Here is a 16,219-nt window from a genome sequence, read left to right as displayed (position 1 = left end):
TCACCCCAACACTCGCCAGATTATCCGACAGGGCTCGGTCATGGTCCTTGACCAAGGCCGGTGAGGTCGTTCGGGTTTCGGTGGCAGGCCGGGCAACGCCACAGGGTGGTGATCAGCGCGATCTGTAGGAAGGACACGACCTGATACAGGCTCAGGGCGTGTCCTGATCTTTTGGGTTGAGGCGCTGTTCCAGGCAGAACAGGTGCGCGGCTGACACCAGGGTGACGTGGTGGTGGAATCCGCGGTAGGTCCGGCCCTCGTAGTCTCCCAGACCCAGGGCCTGCTCCATCTCGCGGTAGTCGGTCTCGATACGCCAGCGGCTGGTGGCGTGCCTGACCAGGGCCGACAGTGGAGTATCCGGGGGCAGGTCGGTGATCCAGGAGCGGAACACCCCTCCGCCGTTCTTGCGCCGCCACTGAACCAGCAGGGTGCGCTGGGGCAGGAGCCGGCTGTCGGTTTCCGCGACGTGTCCGCGTTCGATGATGCCGGCGATGTGCACGGGAATGGCGGCGAACCAGCCAGAGCGGGCTCGGTGGCTCGCGGTCTTGGCGCGGTCGATGAATCGGGTGGCCCGGTGCCGGTTGGCCCCGGCGAGGGTGTCGACGGAGACGGTGGGGCGTCGTTTCGCCCAGGCGGTGACCGGCGTACCCGTGGCAGGCGGGACCACCGTGTCCCCCTGGACTGCCAGCAGCCAGCGGATGTCGCGGGCTGTGAGCCCGGTCCGGAACGCGACGTTGGTGCCGTAGTCACTGTCGGCGATGACCAGAGGCGGGGCGTTCCCCCATTCGGCGAGTTCGTCGAGCAGGTCCAGGGCGATCTGCTGCTTGGTGCGGTGCGCGAGCCCGGGCGGGACCCCGGCCTTCGCGCACTGCACCGGATCCTCTGCCCACTTCTGTGGAAGGAACAGGCGCCAGTGCAGCGGGGTCGACCCTCGCCCGGACACCGCGTGCACGGACACTCCGACCTGGCACAAGTGCTGGTTGCGTTCGCCGCAGTGCTGCACGATCGCCCCCGCAGTGCCGTGGCCGTAGCGGACGAACGGATGGTCGTCGATCAGCCAGGCCGACGGTGAGATGACATTGACCGCCCGCGCCGCAACCCGTCGCATCACCTCGGAGTAGTCCCAGGTGGACTGGGCGACGAAGTGGCCCAGATTCTGTCGTGGGATGCCCAGGCGCTCAGCCATCGGCTCCACCGACTTGCGTTTGCCGTCGAGCATCAACCCCCGCAAGTACTGCTGTCCATACCTGCGTTGGCCCTCATAGGCCAGGTACTTGAAGATGTCACCGGTGAACTCCGCGAGGTCCGCGTCCAGCGCGGGCATGGCCTGTAGCTCCATGGATTGACCATCGCCCCAACGGCCATAGTCAGTCAGCTACTTGGCCGAATAGGTCGAGAATCATGACCGAGCCCTGTCCGATCGTAATGACATGGTGACCGCGCAACCCTGTACCCGGCTCGTCGCGCTCGAACTCGTTCAGCCCGATGGCGATGCAGCCCACACTCGCCCCCCACGGCCCGGCTTCGCGGGCGGGAGACGGCCAACCACTCGTGCAACGGCTCAGGAGCGGCGCTCCACCGGCCACGCCAACCGCTACGCCAACGGCAGTTCCCCGCGCAGCGACGGGATGTAGATATGGTTCAACTCGGTCTCGGACACACTCTTTCCCCGCAGTGCTCGGTTTCCGAGCGCCGTGGTTTGGCGCCCGTTCCAGGCCTTCGGCCAGGTGCGGGCGTCCGTCGTTCCACATCGTCCTCAGCTCGTCGCATGTCCTGCTGGAATATCAGCCAATCAGGATCCTCTCCGCTCGCTCAGTGCCAGCGGTCAAGGCCTTGGAGACCGCGTCATACGTCAGCGTGATGCCGCTGGCACGCAGGTACTCGACGGCGTCGCTGGCGGTGGGCGGCTCACCGCCATGCCCCCGACTGCACCCGTGACGCGCAAGACAAGAGCCGGAAGGTGGGCGAGGATCTGGTCCTCTCGCACGTACGCGTTGCGTGGCCGGTCTGACTGCGGGGTGGTGGCGCTGTTGTGGCCGTGGCGGCAGCGGTAGCCGGGGCGTTGGTGGGTCCAGTGGGAGTCCATCCGGCGGGCGCAAAGGCCGCAGTGCAGGATTCCGGCCAGCCGGTACGTGCGGCCCGGTGTCACTTCTCGGGTCACGCGGATGTGCTGGGCGGCGACGAAGTCGCTCTCGCTGACCAGGGCCGGGTGTGCCTGTTTGTGGGAGACGGCCCAGTCGTCGGGGGTGTTCCAGCGCATGATGTCGCGGTGGCCGAGGGTGGTGTTGTCCGGGTCGATCAGCTCGCGGTCGGTGCGCGGCGGTTCCAGACCTGGCGGCCGGTGTAGCGAGGGTTCGCCAGGATGGCCCGCACGGTGGGGACCTGCCAGTGTCGGCCGTCGCGGTGCGGGTTGCGGTCCGGGTCGACGGCGGACGGGGGCGGGACCTGCACGTCGTTCAGGGCGCGGGTGATCCGGGCGAGGCTGTGGCCGGCCAGGCGCTGGGCGAAGATCCATCGCACGATCGGGCCCGTGTGCGGGTCGGTGTCCAGCCGTCGCAGGCGCACGCCGCGGCGGGCGAAGGACCGGTTGGGGTGCGGGCCCGCGTCCACCAGACGGTAGCCGTAGGGAGGCCGTCCGCCCAAGGTAGCGGCCCTGGTCGCGGGTCTGCACCGTCATGGCGGAGCGGACCCGGATCCGGGCACGGGTGACCTCGCGTTTGGCGAGGATGCCGAGCAGGACCATCAGCTCCTCGTGCCCGGCGACCGTCGGGTCGACACAGCCGCCCAGTTCCGGGCCCTCGCAGTCCCGCAGCGACTCGACGTACGCATGTTCAGTCCCGCCGGGTCGACGGCCGCCAACGCCTTCAGATAGGCCGATCGCTCGGTGGGGTTGGTCGGCCTGACCAGTTGCCGGTCGATGAATGGCTGATTGGCGCCAAACGCTTGGTGTGATTGGTCGTTAGCGATCGGGGTTGTCAGGCCCGTCCCTACACTGGAGAAGCGAGTACGTCGACAGTTCCGCCGATTCGAAGGCGAGGCCATGACCGACTCCCCGACGCCCGTTTCTGCCCAGCTTCAGTCCGCCGCCGGGCCCACCTCGCAGTTGTCCGTCCCCGAGCCGCTGGCCGGCCGTCTGCTGGTTCACGTCGTGCCGCAGCGGGTGGGCTACGTCCTCGACCAGGTCGACCCTGTCCGCAGCGGGCTGGTCGTGACCGGCAAGGGGGCGCTGAAGAAGGTGGCTGAGCTCAGATCTAGCGGCGGCCCGGTGGCTCTGCTGGCTGACCCGGCGTTCTACGAGACCATGGTGGCAACCGAGCAGGAGCCGTTCGTGGAGCCGAGCGACCAACTGCCGTTCGGCGATCCGCTCGGCAGGGCGGTTCAGGAGCAGTTGGCCGTCGGGGCGAGCGCTGTACTCACCCCGACTGGGTACCTCCGGGCCGGTGACGGCGGGGCGCTTCGAGCGGCTGCACGGGCGGTCGGGGCGCTGGACGATCCGCGCGTGGTGTTCGTGGTGCCGGCGGATGCGGGTTGGCTGGCGCCGGATCAACTAGGCCTGTTGATCGATTCGTTGGCTGGCGTTCCGGGGGTGAAAGCGGTGATGCTCGGCGGGCAGTTGGATCCGCTGGCGGGACTTCACGGCGCGGTGGAGGGGCTGGTACGGCTCCTGGCCGAGGTGCCGGGGGTGGCACTGTTGCGCTCGGACCTGGCCGCATTCGGTGCGTTGGCGCGCGGTGCGGTGTTCGCCGGATACGGGGCGGGAAGCAAGCAGCGGCACGTGGTTCCGCCGTGGGAGCCGGCCCAGAAGTCGGTGCCGGTGACGTCGCCGTCGGTGCTGTACCCGGAACTGATGGGACTGTTCCTCGGCCAGACGCTCGCCAGGCGGTTCGCCGCGAGCTCCGTGCCGGTGTGCGACTGCGCCGCCTGCGGGCGGCGGGACTTGGACTCATTCGCCACTCAGGGGCAGTCGGTCGCGGCGGCCGGACACAACACCGCAGTTCTGATGTCGTGGCTCCGCGCCCTGGAGGCGAAGCCTCCGGGTGCCGAACGCGAACAATGGTGGCAGCAGTGGTGCAGCGCGGCGGTGGCACGCTATCCACTGGTGAACGTCGCGATCGGGCAGCCGGGAGCCTTCAAGCCGCAACCGCAGCTGCTCCGCTGGGCGGAACTCGGTGCCGCGGTTCGGGCGATCCGTCCAGCGCGGTGACCGTCAGCTGACGGTAGCGTCCGGCTCGGTGCGCGGGCTCAGCCTCTCGTAGAGGTCCTCGACGAAGTGCCAGGCCGCGGCGGTGTGCCGCTGGGGCCGGTGCTCGGCCGGTGCCAGGAGCAGCCGGATGCCGCCGCGATCCTGGGCGAGGACGCCGATCCCGTAGAGGGCGGCCTCCAGGACGAGATCGTCGTGCCGAACAGGCGGCTGCTTGAGGAGGATCGCGCGGCGGCAGAACGGGGCGAACTGCCCGGCGGCTTCCAGGGGGTGCCGGGTCCTCGTGGCGCGGGCCACGGCCAAGTCGACGGCGAGGGGTCGCACCGCCGACCGGGTGACCGTACGCGCCGTCACCCGGGCGGCACCGGACGGGAGGCGGCGGACCTCGGCCTGCTCGGGACGGGTGAGAGTCTCGAGCGGGACGGGGAGCCCGGCGGGGAGAGCGTGCAGGACCTGCAGAGCACCCATCGAGTTCACGGGCTCGGCTGCGGCGGCTTCGCGCCGCTGATGCTCGTCGCGTACCAGGCGGTGGAACAGCAGGACGTCCGTACCCAGGAGACGCAGCCGCACCATGCTGGTGCGCGCGGGCAGCAGCGGCGCGACGCAGTCGCGGATCGCCCGGTCCGCCGGGGTCTGGGTCAGCACCGTCATGGGCCCCACCCTGCCGCATTCGGCTACGGGTTGGTTGACCGACCCGCCCGCAGCGCGCAACCGCGCCGGCGTGAGCAGGCGGGCACGGTAGGGCCCGTTCCTGGCTGCGCGCGGGGCGGGGCGGCCGACCAGGGACGATGACGTTGCGTCAGGTGTCAGGGGTGGTCGATAGGGTTTCGTTCATTGATCACCGGATGATCACTACACCCGGTGGCTGGCCACGGCATGGAGGTGGAGCTGTGCAGCGCTGGGAGCTCGTCGGTGACGGTTCTGCGAAGTTCTGGGAGGCTGCGGTCGAGGGCGCGTCAGTGCAGGTGCGCTACGGCCGGATCGGCTCCGAGGGCCGCGTCCAGGTGAAGGAGTTGGACTCCACCGCCGCGGCACGGGCGCACCTGGCCAAGCAGGTGGCGGAGAAGGAGCGGAAGGGGTACGCCGAGGTCGCGGTGGCCGATGACGTCGTGCCGGTTGTGGAGCCCGAGTCGTCCACCGAACTGCCTGACGAGGACTCCTTCGTGCTGCCCGAAGCCTGGCGGGAGACGGCGCTGCCGCGCCGCGGAGGTGTGGTGCGGGTCGTGCCCCAGCCCGGCCCGGAAGCGGTCGAGCAGGAGGAGCGACGGATCGACGACGACCGCGAGTGGATCGCCCAGGTGCTGGCTGCCGCCGACTCCGACCCCGAACTGGTGCGCGCCGCCCATGCTTACCTGTCTGGTGAGCCGGACCCGGTGGGCGCCGCCGCCGTTGCGAGCATGTTGCCGCCCGAGTGGCAGGACGGCCGCACCGAGGACACGCCGTTCGCCGACGCGTGGGTCGCCCGGCACGGACTGGGCTTCGCCGCCCGCGCGATGCTGGCGATGCACGAGGTCGAGACCCATTACCTGCAGCAAGGATCCCGGCGGTACGACCTGGCGCTGCGGCTGCGGGTCTCGTACCCACACCGCTACGTCTCCCCGCAGCGTCAGTTGGATGACCGGGTCCGTGCGCTGCTCGCCTGCGCGGAGGAGCCGGTGTACCAGGAGGCCGTCGCGGCGATCGCGAACCACCGGACCACTCCCCGGCGCCGGGTCGTCGCGGCCTACCTCGCCCCGGGCATGTCCGGCTGGGTGGATGATTGCCTCGCGGACGAGCCCGGATACGGCGAGGACGGGCCGGCGCTGCGGGTGCTGCTGCTGCACGCGCTGGACCACCCAGCGCAGGTGGAGCGGCTCGGTCCCTTCCCCAAGCTGTACTGGAGCGCGTGGTCGGTGCAACTCGTCGCGACCCTCGCCGATGGCATCGGCACGGCCTGCGTGCCGTTCCTCGGCGGCGCGATAGATCTGGCCTACGGCGCGGACGGGATCCGGGCGATCACCGCACTGGCGGCGCAGTTCCCGACCGATGACGCGTTCCACCTGCTGGTCGCCCGTCTGGATGACAAGCACATCCGCCCCGCACTGCAGGACGCCATGCAGCGGTACCCGGTGCGAGCCGTGCGACTGCTCGCCGATGCGGCGCTCAAGGGCGGCAAGAACGCGCCGGCCGCCCGGCAGCTGCTCAACACTCATGTGCTGCTGCACAAGGCCCGGCTGCCCGAGATACTGCCGCGACTCGACGCTGCGGCAGCGGAGTTGGTCGCCAGCCTGGACGGTGCCCGGGAGCGGGTGGCCGAGGCTGCGCCGGCAGCGCTGCCGCCGGTGCTGGTGTCGGCGCCGTGGATGACCCGCCCGCGCGTACCCCGCAAGGCGCGAGTTCTCGCCGGCCTCCAGGCGGACGAGGCGGCGCAGTTGGCCTGGCGCCCCGGCGAGCGGGAGCGCTGGGCTCGGGCCGACTTCCCCGGGTGGCAGTATCCGGAGAACACCGACTGGACCGCGGAGGCGGAGCGCGTACTTAGCGGCCGCAGCTCCGGCCTCTGGTACGCGGCCCGGCTGCTGGCGCAAGGCCCCGAGGAGGAGCTCGCCCCGTTCGTCGCCGAGTGGAGCCCCACCGACTTGTGGGGCGCGACGGAGTATCTGCAGCCCGTGGTCGGCAAGTACGGCTTGGCGGCGTTGCCGATGGTGCGTGCGGCCGCGCGGGCCAAGCCGGCCAACCTCGCGCCGTTGTTGCTGCCGTTCCTCGATGCGGAGGTGGCGCGGGTGCTGGCGGACGGCTTCGTGCGGCTCAAGTCGGTGCAGCCGACGGCGCGTTCCTGGTTCGCCCGGCATGGCATACCCGCGGCCCTGCTGCTGGTTCCCGACGCGGTCGGCCCCGCCGGACCGGCCCGGAACGCGGCCGAACAGGCGCTGCGGCTGGTCGCGACCGGCGAGGGTGTCGAGCCCGTGCTGGCCGCCGTTGCCGCCCGCTACGGGGAGCAGGCGGCGGAGATCGTCGCCGAGGTGCTGGCCGCGGATCCGATGGAGAACGCCCTTCCCGCGCGGATGCCGGTACTGCCGGTCTGGGTGCAGCCGGCGGTGCTGCCGCAGTTGCTGATCGCCTCGGGCGAGGCGCTGCCGGACGAGGCGGTGCGGCATGTGCTGACCATGCTGGCGCTCTCCAAGCCCGGCGCCGCGTACCCCGGCCTCGCCGTCGTCATCGAGGCCTGCCGGGCCGACTCGCTCGCCGGGTTCGCCTGGGCGCTGTTCGAGGAGTGGCGGCAGGCCGGACTGCCCGCCAAGGAGAGCTGGATCCTGCACGCGCTCGGGGCCCTGGGGGACGACGAGACGGTGCGCCGGCTCACCCCGATCCTGCGCGACTGGCCGGGCCAGGGCGCGCACCACCGCGCCGTCGAGGGCCTGGACGTGCTGGCCGCGATCGGCACCGATGTCGCACTGCTGCACCTGCACGGCATCGCCCAGCGGGTGAAGTTCAAGGCGCTCAAGGTCCGTGCCCAGGAGAAGATCGCCGAGGTGGCGGAGGGCCTGGGCCTGACCGGCGAGCAGCTCTCGGACCGTCTGGTCCCCGATCTCGGCCTCGGCCCGGACGGCACCGCGGTGATCGACTACGGTCCGTGCCAGTTCACCGTCGGCTTCGACGAGCAGCTGCGCCCGTTCGTGCTGGACGCCGACGGCAAGCGGCGCAAGGATCTGCCCGCCCCCGGCGCACGGGACGACCAGGAGCTGGCCCCGGCCGAGCGGAAGCGATTCACCGCGTTGAAGAAGGACGTGCGCACCGTAGCGGTCGACCAGATCCATCGGTTGGAGGCTGCCATGGTCGCCCAACGCACCTGGACCGCAGTCGGGTTCCAGGGACTCTTCGTCGAGCACCCGCTCGTCTGGCACCTCGCGCGCCGGCTGGTCTGGCTCGCTGACGCGGCCGACGGCACTTCGACGGCCTTCAGGGTCGCCGAGGACCGCACCTTCGCCGACGTGACGGACGACGCCTTCGTCCTCTCCGAGGACGCGACGGTTCGACTCGCGCACCCGCTGCACCTCGGTGAGCAGGTGGCGGCATGGTCGGAGGTCTTCGCCGACTACGAGATCCTCCAGCCGTTCCGTCAGCTCGGCCGCCAGGTGCACCTGCTGACGCCACAGGAGGCGAGCGCCAATCGGCTGCACCGCTTCGAAGGCTGCACGGTGCCGGTCGGCCGTCTGCTCGGTCTGACCAAGCGCGGCTGGGAGCGCGGCGAGCCGCAGGACGCCGGCATCGAGCGCTGGTTCTCCAAGCCCCTCGCCGACGGCTGCCACCTGGTCATCCAGCTCGACGAGGGCATCTGTGTCGGCTTGGTGACCGAGTTTCCCGACCAGACCTTCGAGACGGTCTGGCTGGACTCGGCGCCCGGCGACCACTGGAGCAGCCGCGAGTACCCCCTGCGGTTCGGCGACCTGGACCCGGTCATCGCCTCCGAACTGCTCGCCGACCTGGAGGAGGTGACGGCCAAGTGACCACCGTCGAGCAGAACACCGAGGACACCACGCTTCACAGTCCCTAGATCCAGCCGCGTTCGCGGGCCATTCTGACCGCCGTGTGGCGGTTGTCGGCGGAGAGCTTGGCCGTGGCGGAGGAGAGGTAGTTGCGCACCGTGCCCGGGGAGAGCGAGGCCCGCCGGGCCACCTCGGCGATCGGGGCGCCGTCCGCCGCCAGTGCCAGCACCTGGGCCTCGCGCACGGTCAGCAAGGAGTCGCCGGCGCTGATCGCGTCAGCGGCCAGCTCCGGGTCCACATAGCGCCCGCCGGCGTGCAGGCTGCGGATGATCTCGGCCAGTCGCGCCGCGGACACCGTCTTCGGCACGAAGCCGCGCACCCCGGCGGCCAGGGCCCGCTTGAGGTGCCCGGGACGGCCGTGGCTGGTGACGATCATCGTCCGGCACCCGGGCAGCTCGGCCTGCAGCGCCGCGGCCACCGCGACCCCGTCCAGGCCGCCCGGCATCTGCAGATCCAGCACCGCCACGTCAGGCCGGTGCGCCCTGGCCATCGCCAGGGCCTCCGGGCCCGACGCGGCCTCGGCCACCACCAGCAGGTCCTCCTCGTAGGACAGCAGCGCGGCGACCGCGCCCCGGATCAGGTGCTCGTCGTCGGCCAGCAGCACCCGCACGCGCTCGCTCATACGGCCGCTCCCCGCTGCCGCGCCCCGAGCCGGTCCGGCCCGGCCAGCGGCACCTCGGCGGTCAGCCGGAAGGAACCGGCCCCCGACTCCACCGCCAGGGTCCCGCCGAGTGCCGCGAGCCGTTCGCGCAGCCCGTCCAGGCCGCTCCCTGACGCAGCGTCACTGCCGCGCGGGCCCACCCCGTCGTTGTGCATCGAGAGCACCGCCGCGCCGTCCGTGCCCAGCCGGATGACGCAGCTCCTGGCCTCGCTGTGGCGCAGCACGTTGGTGGTGGCCTCGCGGACGACCCAGCCCAGCGCGGCCTGCACCTCGGGCGGCAGCGCGCCGCCGCCCTCCCCCTCGGCTTCCGCGTCGATCCCCGCCGCGCGCAGCACGGACAGCGCCCCGGCCAGCTCCACGGACAGGTCGGCCTGCCGGTAGCCGCGCACCACCTCGCGCACCTCGTGTTGGGACTCCCGGGCGATCCGCTGCACCTCGATCATCTGCTCCACCGCCTCCGGACGGCCCTGCCGCGCCAGGTGCACGGCCAGTTCGCTCTTGAGGGCGATCACCGCCAGATTGCGCCCCATCACATCGTGCAGATCGCGGCCGAACCGCAGCCGCTCCTCGGCGACGGCCAGCCTCGGCTCCAGCTCCCGGGCCGCGTCCAGCTCCCAGACCACGTTCATCAGCCACATCGAGCAGCCGCTGGTGAACATCATCAGCGCCCCCACCCCGAGCACCCCGGCGGCCAACCCGACCACCGCCCCGCCGGGGAGCCCCAGCAGTGCACAGGGCGCAGCCAGCAGCGCCGCCGCGCCCACCAGGCACCACACCAGCTCGCGGAGCCCGCGGATGCCGAGGACCATCGCGCCCAGGCCGAAGGCGATCAGGCCCACGGCGAGCACCACCACGTCCACGCCGCTGCCGAGCAGCCCCGTCTGCCGCAGCGTCACGGCGAGCACCGCGCCCCCCATGGACAGCGCGGCGACGGCGGCGAGCAGTCGGACCGGGCGCTCCCGGCGGCCCAGCAGCCAGTCCAGGCCCCTGGCCGAGAGCAGCGCGCACAGCGCGGCGTGCACCGCTCCCAGGCCGATCAGCCCGATCCACGGCCCCGCCGAGGCGCGCCCGCCGAGCAGCGAGCCGCTGAGCACGCCCACCTCGGAGAGCGCGAAGAAGTAGAACGAGGACCGGGTGTAGAGCTCGATCCGGGCAGGGTCGCTGCGCCGCTGCCACCAGCCGGTCAGGCTTGCCATCGGTCCCTCCGGGCGGTCATCGGCGGGGTTCCCAGCGGAACCAGCGGCGGACAGCGAACGCGGCGAACAGGGTCCAGGCCGACGCGGCGGCCAGCTCGAGCAGCACCTGGGCCGCTCCGGCCGAGGAGCCGCCGATCCAGCCGGCCCGTACCAGCTCCATCACCGGGGTGAGCGGCAGCCATCGGCAGACTTCCCCCATCAGCTGCGGCATCGACCCCAGCGGGATCAGGACGCCCGAGCCTACCGCCGAGAGCAGGATCAGCGGGGCGGTGGTGAGCTGGGCCAGCTCCACGCTGCGGGTGAAGGCAGTGGACGCGGCGGCAAGCGCCGCCTGCAACGGGACGCCCAGCGCGAGGCCGGCGAGCAGCAGTTCCGGACGCCTCGGCAGCCCCAGGTGCAGCAGCGCGGCCCCGGCCGCGACCAACGCCAGGCACTGGGCCAGTGCCACGGCCACGGCCGGGAGGGCGGTACCGGCCAAAATCTCCAGGTCGGTCGGCTCCCCGGTGCGCAGCCGCTTCAGCACCAGCTCCTCGCGGCGCGCGACATAGGCGGTGACCAGGTTGTAGTAGACGACATAGAGCAGCACCAGGCCGATCCCGCCGCTGACCAGTTGCTCGTTCAGCGGCCCGGCCGCCCCGCCCTCGGCGAACTGCCCCATGGCGGGGCGCCAGGCGGCCACCGTGCCGACCGGCAGCAGCAGTGCCACGGCGACGGCCGTGCGGTTGCGCAGCAGCAGCGTCAGCTCCGCCCGGCCGAGCGCCCTCACCCGTGTCGCGGCGGTCATGCGGCGATCCCCTCTCCGGTTTGTCCGGCGTGTGTGTCCTGTCCGGCGATGGCCAGGAAGGCCTCCTCCAGGGAGGCCGTGCGCGCGTCCAGCCGGTCCAGCGGGACCTCGCGCTGCTCGGCCCAGCGCAGCAGGGCGGTGAGCGTGTGCTGGAGCCTGTCGGTGTGCAGCACCACCCGGCCCTCGCGCAGCTCGTGCCGCAGCACGCCGAGCTCGGGGAAGGGCGGCAGGTCGCCGGGGTGCCAGCCCGGGGGCAGGCCGAAGGCGATCCGGGCCGGACGTGCGCCGGTCACCTCGGCGGGGGTACCGAGAGCGACGATCCGGCCCTGGTGCAGGATCGCCAGCTGGTCGGCCAGCGCCTCCGCCTCCTCCAGGTAGTGGGTGGTCAGCAGCACCGTCGTGCCCTCGGCCCGCAGCGCGCGGACCAGCTCCCAGGTGTCGTGCCGGCCCTGCGGGTCCAGGCCGGTGGTCGGCTCGTCCAGGAACAGCACCTGCGGCCGACCCAGCAACGCGAGCGCCAGGTCCAGTCGGCGCCGCTCGCCCCCCGACAGCTGCCGGACCCGTACGCCGGACCGGTGCCCCAGGCCCACCAGGTCCAGCGACTCCTGCCGGGGCCGGGCCCCGGTGACGCACCCCGCCCACATCCGCGCGGTCTCGTCCACCGTCAGATCGACCGGGAAGCCGCCCTCCTGGAGCATCACCCCGATCCTGGGCCGTACCGACGCCCGCTCTGCGTACGGATCGCGGCCCAGCACCCTGATCGTCCCGGCGCTCGGACGGGCCAGCCCCTCCAGCAGTTCCAGAATCGAGGTCTTGCCCGCCCCGTTGGTTCCCAGCAGCGCGAACAGCTCGCCCCTCGCCACCGAGAACGACACTCCGCGCACCGCCTCGAAGCCGCCGCCGTACCTGCGGCGTGCCCCGGCGGCCTCGATCACCCTCGCTCCGTCGTCCATGCCTCAAGCCTCCGGCGCGCGGGCGGCGCCGGGCAGTGCGGACCGTCATCGACAACGATGACAAACCTCATGCCTGTGGGGCTCGAAAGGTCGTCGCTGCTGAACCTGCGGTGCCAGGCTTGGCGTCGAAACCCTGGTCCGGCCCGGCCAGCGAACCGCGCGTCGCCGCCACGCCTTGGAGGCGGAGCTGACGGGCGGTCGACGTGGCTGCCTGCCGGATTCGGCTCGTGGCTACTGCGGGCCCGGCGACACTGGGGAAAGTGTGTTCTTCGAAGTGTCACAAACCTTTCTCGGCAAGGATCTTCATGAGATTGCGCTTGCGCTTCTGGTCGGCTCGCAGTGCAGCCAGGTAGGTGGCGAACTCTGTTTCCGTGCCCAGTGCCCGGTGGCAGGCGCGGGCGTTCAGCAGCAGCGTGGCCATCTGCTGATAGTTGCCATCGCCGGTTACCTGCTTGAGCGGCTCGATGGCGCGGCGGTACACCTCCAGTGCATCGGCCGGACGGCGATCGCGGACCCGGTCGGCCAGTGTCAGCCACTGCCGGGTGCCGGCGCGTCCCGGGGCGGCCTCCCATGCCGCGTCCAGGTCCCCCTCGTCGATCAGGGCGTCGATCAGCACCGGCCCGTCGCCGTACCACCCGCGGCCGCGTCCCTGGTCGGCGTCGGTGCGCAGCAGGTCCAGTGCGGTGGCGCGTTCGATGTCCCAGGTCCCAGCCGCCCGTGCGGCGTCCCGGAGCTTCCCGTAGGCGGCCAGCGTGCGCGCTGCCTTGAACCGATCGCGGCGCACGGCTGCGGCATCGGCGAGCCGCCCGGCTCGGACGTAGCGACCGGTGACGTAGTCCAGCAGCCGGTCGTCGACCTGGGCCTGCCCGGCGGTGCTGCGCAGCCCTCGCTCGGCCCACTCAAGCGCCTCGGCCTCGCGGCCGGCCGCGTCCAGTTCCTGCGCGATCACCAGGTGGGTCCAGCCGGACGGGGCGAGGTCGGCGGCGTACACGGCGATCAGCGCGTCGACGTCGCCCTCGGCCTTGACCAGGTCCTGCATGAGGTTCTTCTCGGCCCAGCCGGACGGCCTGCGCCGCCACGCTTCCTGCGCGAGTTCCCGCACCCGCGCGAGCCCCGTCTCCCCGAGGATGTCGCGGTAATCCTCCAGATCGATCTCCGGCAGGTGGCTCAGGCCGCCCAACAGGTGACCGACCAGCCACTCGGCGATCTCCTTCGGATCGGGCGAGGCCCCACGGCAGGCCTCCAGGTGCGCCTCGCCCAGATCCGCTGCCACCCCGCCGAGGTGTCCGTCGGAGTCGTCCACCTGGTCAGACGCCTCGCCGAGCAACCTGATCGCCTCCCGCGCGAGGACGACCGCCTGCCCTGCCTGCCCCGTGTCGGTCAGAGCGCTGATCGCCTCGACCGCCTCACCGGCCTGGCGCGCGTAGGCGTGGGCGTCGGCGTACTCGACGTATCCGTACCGGCTGAAGCGGCCCACCGCGAGCAGGTCCGCGATCCGTGCGCGCATCTGACCCAGGTCGGCACCGGCGGTCGCGGCCCGCAGCTCCAGGCGCCGGCGCAAGTCCCGGTCACCGTCGATCAGTTCGCGGACCAGGGCCAGCAGGTCCTCGCGTGAGCGCGACGAAAGCCACGACTCCAGGCTGCCGGTCCTCGCCCCGCTGTCGGCCCGGAGCCGGGGCAGCTCCCCGTGCCGCTGCAGCACGACCAGGCCCACCGCGACACAGTGCTTGCAGAAGTTGCCGTCCAGACCGTAGGGGCAATCGCACTCCCCCCACAGCCCGTCCTCCTCGTCCATCTCCAGCACGACCTCATAGGCATCGGTCCCATGGACGATGGCGGTGAACCGGTGCCCGTCCACCTCGAGCGAGTCGACCGCGTCGCGGTAGCCCCGGCCCCGGTCGAAGGAACGCGGCCCCGCCAGCGCGCGCAGGTCGTCCTCAGTGAATCCAGCAGTGCTCGTCACGGCGCCCATCCAAACGGACCAGGTCGGAAGCGTTCCAGAAGTCGGTCCTTTCACCCTCAGGACCCGGGCTTCATACGATAGGCGGCCACCGCTCTCACCCGGGAGGAAAATCTCGTCCTGATGCGGGCCGAGCGCTTCGAGGTCACCGTGTCAGGCCTGCGCATCGCGGCGCGTTCACTCGAGCGGCTCGCCGACCTGGTCGCCGGGGCCGACGCCGGCCTCCGTCGGGCCGAGCGTGCGCCGCTGGGTCAGGGTGTGTGGCCGGCGGCCACCGTCTCGATGACGGTGGCCGCCGGCGCCTCTTGGAGCACTGCGCTCCCGGCCGCCGTGCGGCTACTGCAAGCCGTTCCGCAGGCGGCGCAGGGTGGATGCGGCATCGGGCAGGCCGGCTGCGTCCGCTTCGGCGGCGGCCTTGTCCAGGCGGGTCCGTGCCGCGGTGGTGCGCTCCAGTGCCCGGCTCTCCACCAGAGCGGCCATCCTCAGCGCTTCGAAGCGCGGCGGGCTCGTCGCGTACCCCGCGCGGTCGTAGACGGCGACGGCCTGCTCGAACGCTGCCAGCGCCTGCTCCGACCGACCCGTGGCGGCATGCACCCGGCCGCGGGTGTACAGGCATTGCGCGAGGTCGACGTCCACGCTGCGGAACTGCTCACGAGCGGCGTCCGGGAACTCCTCGCGCAACCGATCGGCCTCGGCCAGGTACCCGAGCGCCTCGTCCGCGGCGTCTGCGCCGCGTGCGTCGACCGCTTCGACCGCGAGGGTGCGCAGGGCGTCGGTGATGTCCGGCAGGACCGGCGCCGCGCGGTTGGACTCGAGTGCGCGTTCCAGGGCCGCCTTCGCGCCGTCCCAGTTGCCCGCCAGCGCCAACGCGCCCGCGGCTCCGGCTGCCGCGGAGGTCAGCAGTTCCTTCTCCGGCCACCTGTCGGCGATGTCCGCCAGGTGCAGGTACTGCACCGCAGCGTCCCGAGGCTCGCCCAGCGAGAGCAGGGCGCCGGCCAGGTCGGCCCGGATCTGGGCCGTCAACTGCTCGGCCTGCGACGGTTCCCGGTCCGCTCCGACTCCGACCGCCTGCTCCGGTGCGCCCGGTCCGGCCGGATCGAGCAGCGACTCCAGGACGGCCACGCCGTCGCCGAACGAGCCCTGCGCGCACAGCGCCCGGCCCAGTTGGAGGCGCGTCTCCCGGGCGTCCAGCGCTTGGCCCTCGCGGTCCAGCCGGGCCGCCGCCTCCGAGAGCGCGCGCACGGCCGTCTGGTACTGCCGGGTGCGCAGCGCCATCGCGCCGAGCATCCGGTGCAGCGGGGTCAGCTCCTCGGCGGGGACGTCCGTCGGGGCCTGCGCAAGGGCTCGTTCGAGTTCGCCCATCGCCTCGGTGATCCGGTCCTGCCCGCCGAGCGCCAGCGCCAGCAGCAGCCGGCCACGAGGTATCCGATGAGGGTCGTGACTCGCCGGTCACGATCCGTCCAGGCGCCCCGGGCAACGACCGGGGATCGGCCATGGCGAGACTTCTCCGATGAGAGTCAGGTGCCTGCAGATCATCCACCCCGCAGCCGACATCCCGGTCGCGGAGTTCGACGGGATTCGGGTGGGTGGCGTCTACCCGGTTGCGGAGATGGTCACCTCCGACATCGACTGCCAGATCCGCGTGCTCGGCCCCGACGTACCCGATCCCGGACTGCTCTGGGACCCGGCCGACTTCGAGACGGTGGACACCCGGATACCGCGTGGCTGGACCCTGGTCATCGCAGACGGCCGCACCCGCCTCGCCGACGCCCGTTGGCAGCGCCCCGGTTTCTGGACCGACTACGACCACGGCGACTCGCAGGCCCGGGCCGACTTCGAGCACGTGAAGCGCGAACTCCTCGACGCCGCCCCGCCACCCGAGTTCTGACCTCTGCGCCCGAGTGTGCCGCCCGACGGCGGCGTACCAGGTCAACCGAGACA

The 16,219-nt window shown here is 72.0% G+C and carries 13 protein-coding genes; 3 read left to right on the top strand and 10 right to left on the bottom strand.

Going from position 1 to position 16,219, the window contains the following annotated elements; translation table 11 throughout:
* Positions 1–151: 151 nt before the first annotated feature.
* The 3 genes from BR98_RS33750 to BR98_RS41795 all read right to left on the bottom strand — a co-directional run bounded on the left by BR98_RS33750 (position 152) and on the right by BR98_RS41795 (position 2,643).
* The gene (locus tag BR98_RS33750; RefSeq protein WP_063774883.1) at positions 152–1,339 is read right to left on the bottom strand and encodes an IS701 family transposase; all 1,188 of its coding nucleotides are present in this window, start codon (positions 1,337–1,339) and stop codon (positions 152–154) included.
* 513 nt (positions 1,340–1,852) lie between these two features.
* Entirely contained in the window at positions 1,853–2,086 is a 234-nt protein-coding gene (locus BR98_RS42400) for a hypothetical protein (protein ID WP_324606719.1), read from the bottom strand.
* A 212-nt stretch (positions 2,087–2,298) separates the two neighbouring features.
* Complete coding sequence (locus tag BR98_RS41795; RefSeq protein ID WP_232247821.1) at positions 2,299–2,643, bottom strand: recombinase family protein; 345 nt, start codon at positions 2,641–2,643, stop codon at positions 2,299–2,301.
* Between the two features lie 397 nt (positions 2,644–3,040).
* On the opposite strand from BR98_RS41795, the gene BR98_RS36850 reads away from it, so the two are divergent.
* Complete coding sequence (locus BR98_RS36850; RefSeq protein ID WP_051970770.1) at positions 3,041–4,204, top strand: hypothetical protein; 1,164 nt, start codon at positions 3,041–3,043, stop codon at positions 4,202–4,204.
* A gap of 3 nt (positions 4,205–4,207) precedes the next feature.
* On the opposite strand, the gene BR98_RS33735 is transcribed toward BR98_RS36850, so the two are convergent.
* Entirely contained in the window at positions 4,208–4,852 is a 645-nt protein-coding gene (locus BR98_RS33735) for a hypothetical protein (protein WP_035850989.1), read from the bottom strand.
* A 239-nt stretch (positions 4,853–5,091) separates the two neighbouring features.
* Between BR98_RS33735 and BR98_RS33730 the strand changes: the two genes are divergently transcribed.
* Positions 5,092–8,685: a WGR and DUF4132 domain-containing protein gene (locus BR98_RS33730; RefSeq protein ID WP_035850987.1), complete on the top strand. Its 3,594-nt coding sequence runs from the start codon at positions 5,092–5,094 to the stop codon at positions 8,683–8,685.
* A gap of 43 nt (positions 8,686–8,728) precedes the next feature.
* On the opposite strand, the gene BR98_RS33725 is transcribed toward BR98_RS33730, so the two are convergent.
* The 6 genes from BR98_RS33725 to BR98_RS33700 all read right to left on the bottom strand — a co-directional run bounded on the left by BR98_RS33725 (position 8,729) and on the right by BR98_RS33700 (position 15,640).
* A complete protein-coding gene (locus tag BR98_RS33725; protein WP_035850984.1) occupies positions 8,729–9,346 on the bottom strand; it encodes a response regulator transcription factor in 618 nt (205 codons plus the stop codon).
* Positions 9,343–10,581 (bottom strand): sensor histidine kinase, encoded by a 1,239-nt coding sequence (locus BR98_RS33720; RefSeq protein ID WP_035850981.1) that lies wholly within the window; start codon positions 10,579–10,581, stop codon positions 9,343–9,345. Before BR98_RS33720 ends, BR98_RS33725 begins: the two co-directional genes overlap by 4 nt.
* Positions 10,582–10,597: 16 nt before the next feature.
* Entirely contained in the window at positions 10,598–11,365 is a 768-nt protein-coding gene (locus tag BR98_RS33715; protein WP_035850971.1) for an ABC transporter permease, read from the bottom strand.
* The gene (locus BR98_RS33710) at positions 11,362–12,318 is read right to left on the bottom strand and encodes an ABC transporter ATP-binding protein (protein WP_051970768.1); all 957 of its coding nucleotides are present in this window, start codon (positions 12,316–12,318) and stop codon (positions 11,362–11,364) included. Before BR98_RS33710 ends, BR98_RS33715 begins: the two co-directional genes overlap by 4 nt.
* Before the next feature lie 277 nt (positions 12,319–12,595).
* Entirely contained in the window at positions 12,596–14,281 is a 1,686-nt protein-coding gene (locus tag BR98_RS33705) for an SWIM zinc finger family protein (protein WP_232247820.1), read from the bottom strand.
* Positions 14,282–14,614: 333 nt separating this feature from the next.
* Entirely contained in the window at positions 14,615–15,640 is a 1,026-nt protein-coding gene (locus BR98_RS33700) for a tetratricopeptide repeat protein (protein ID WP_035850959.1), read from the bottom strand.
* 148 nt (positions 15,641–15,788) lie between these two features.
* Between BR98_RS33700 and BR98_RS33695 the strand changes: the two genes are divergently transcribed.
* Entirely contained in the window at positions 15,789–16,166 is a 378-nt protein-coding gene (locus tag BR98_RS33695; RefSeq protein WP_035850957.1) for a hypothetical protein, read from the top strand.
* Positions 16,167–16,219: the final 53 nt, after the last annotated feature.

Origin of the sequence: Kitasatospora azatica KCTC 9699 (assembly GCF_000744785.1) — a bacterium.
Classification (GTDB): Bacteria; Actinomycetota; Actinomycetes; order Streptomycetales; family Streptomycetaceae; genus Kitasatospora; species Kitasatospora azatica.
Note: the sequence above shows the minus strand (reverse complement) of the source record. Positions and strands in the feature narration are given on the sequence as shown.

Bases quoted from the DNA above. Each gene is read 5' to 3' on its own strand.
- BR98_RS33750 (WP_063774883.1), bottom strand. From the start codon at position 1,339: ATGGAGCTACAGGCCATGCCCGCGCTGGACGCGGACCTCGCGGAGTTC.
- BR98_RS42400 (WP_324606719.1), bottom strand. From the start codon at position 2,086: ATGGACTCCCACTGGACCCACCAACGCCCCGGCTACCGCTGCCGCCAC.
- BR98_RS36850 (WP_051970770.1), top strand. From the start codon at position 3,041: ATGACCGACTCCCCGACGCCCGTTTCTGCCCAGCTTCAGTCCGCCGCC.
- BR98_RS33735 (WP_035850989.1), bottom strand. From the start codon at position 4,852: ATGACGGTGCTGACCCAGACCCCGGCGGACCGGGCGATCCGCGACTGC.
- BR98_RS33725 (WP_035850984.1), bottom strand. From the start codon at position 9,346: ATGAGCGAGCGCGTGCGGGTGCTGCTGGCCGACGACGAGCACCTGATC.
- BR98_RS33720 (WP_035850981.1), bottom strand. From the start codon at position 10,581: ATGGCAAGCCTGACCGGCTGGTGGCAGCGGCGCAGCGACCCTGCCCGG.
- BR98_RS33715 (WP_035850971.1), bottom strand. From the start codon at position 11,365: ATGACCGCCGCGACACGGGTGAGGGCGCTCGGCCGGGCGGAGCTGACG.
- BR98_RS33710 (WP_051970768.1), bottom strand. From the start codon at position 12,318: ATGGACGACGGAGCGAGGGTGATCGAGGCCGCCGGGGCACGCCGCAGG.
- BR98_RS33700 (WP_035850959.1), bottom strand. From the start codon at position 15,640: ATGGGCGAACTCGAACGAGCCCTTGCGCAGGCCCCGACGGACGTCCCC.
- BR98_RS33695 (WP_035850957.1), top strand. From the start codon at position 15,789: ATGAGAGTCAGGTGCCTGCAGATCATCCACCCCGCAGCCGACATCCCG.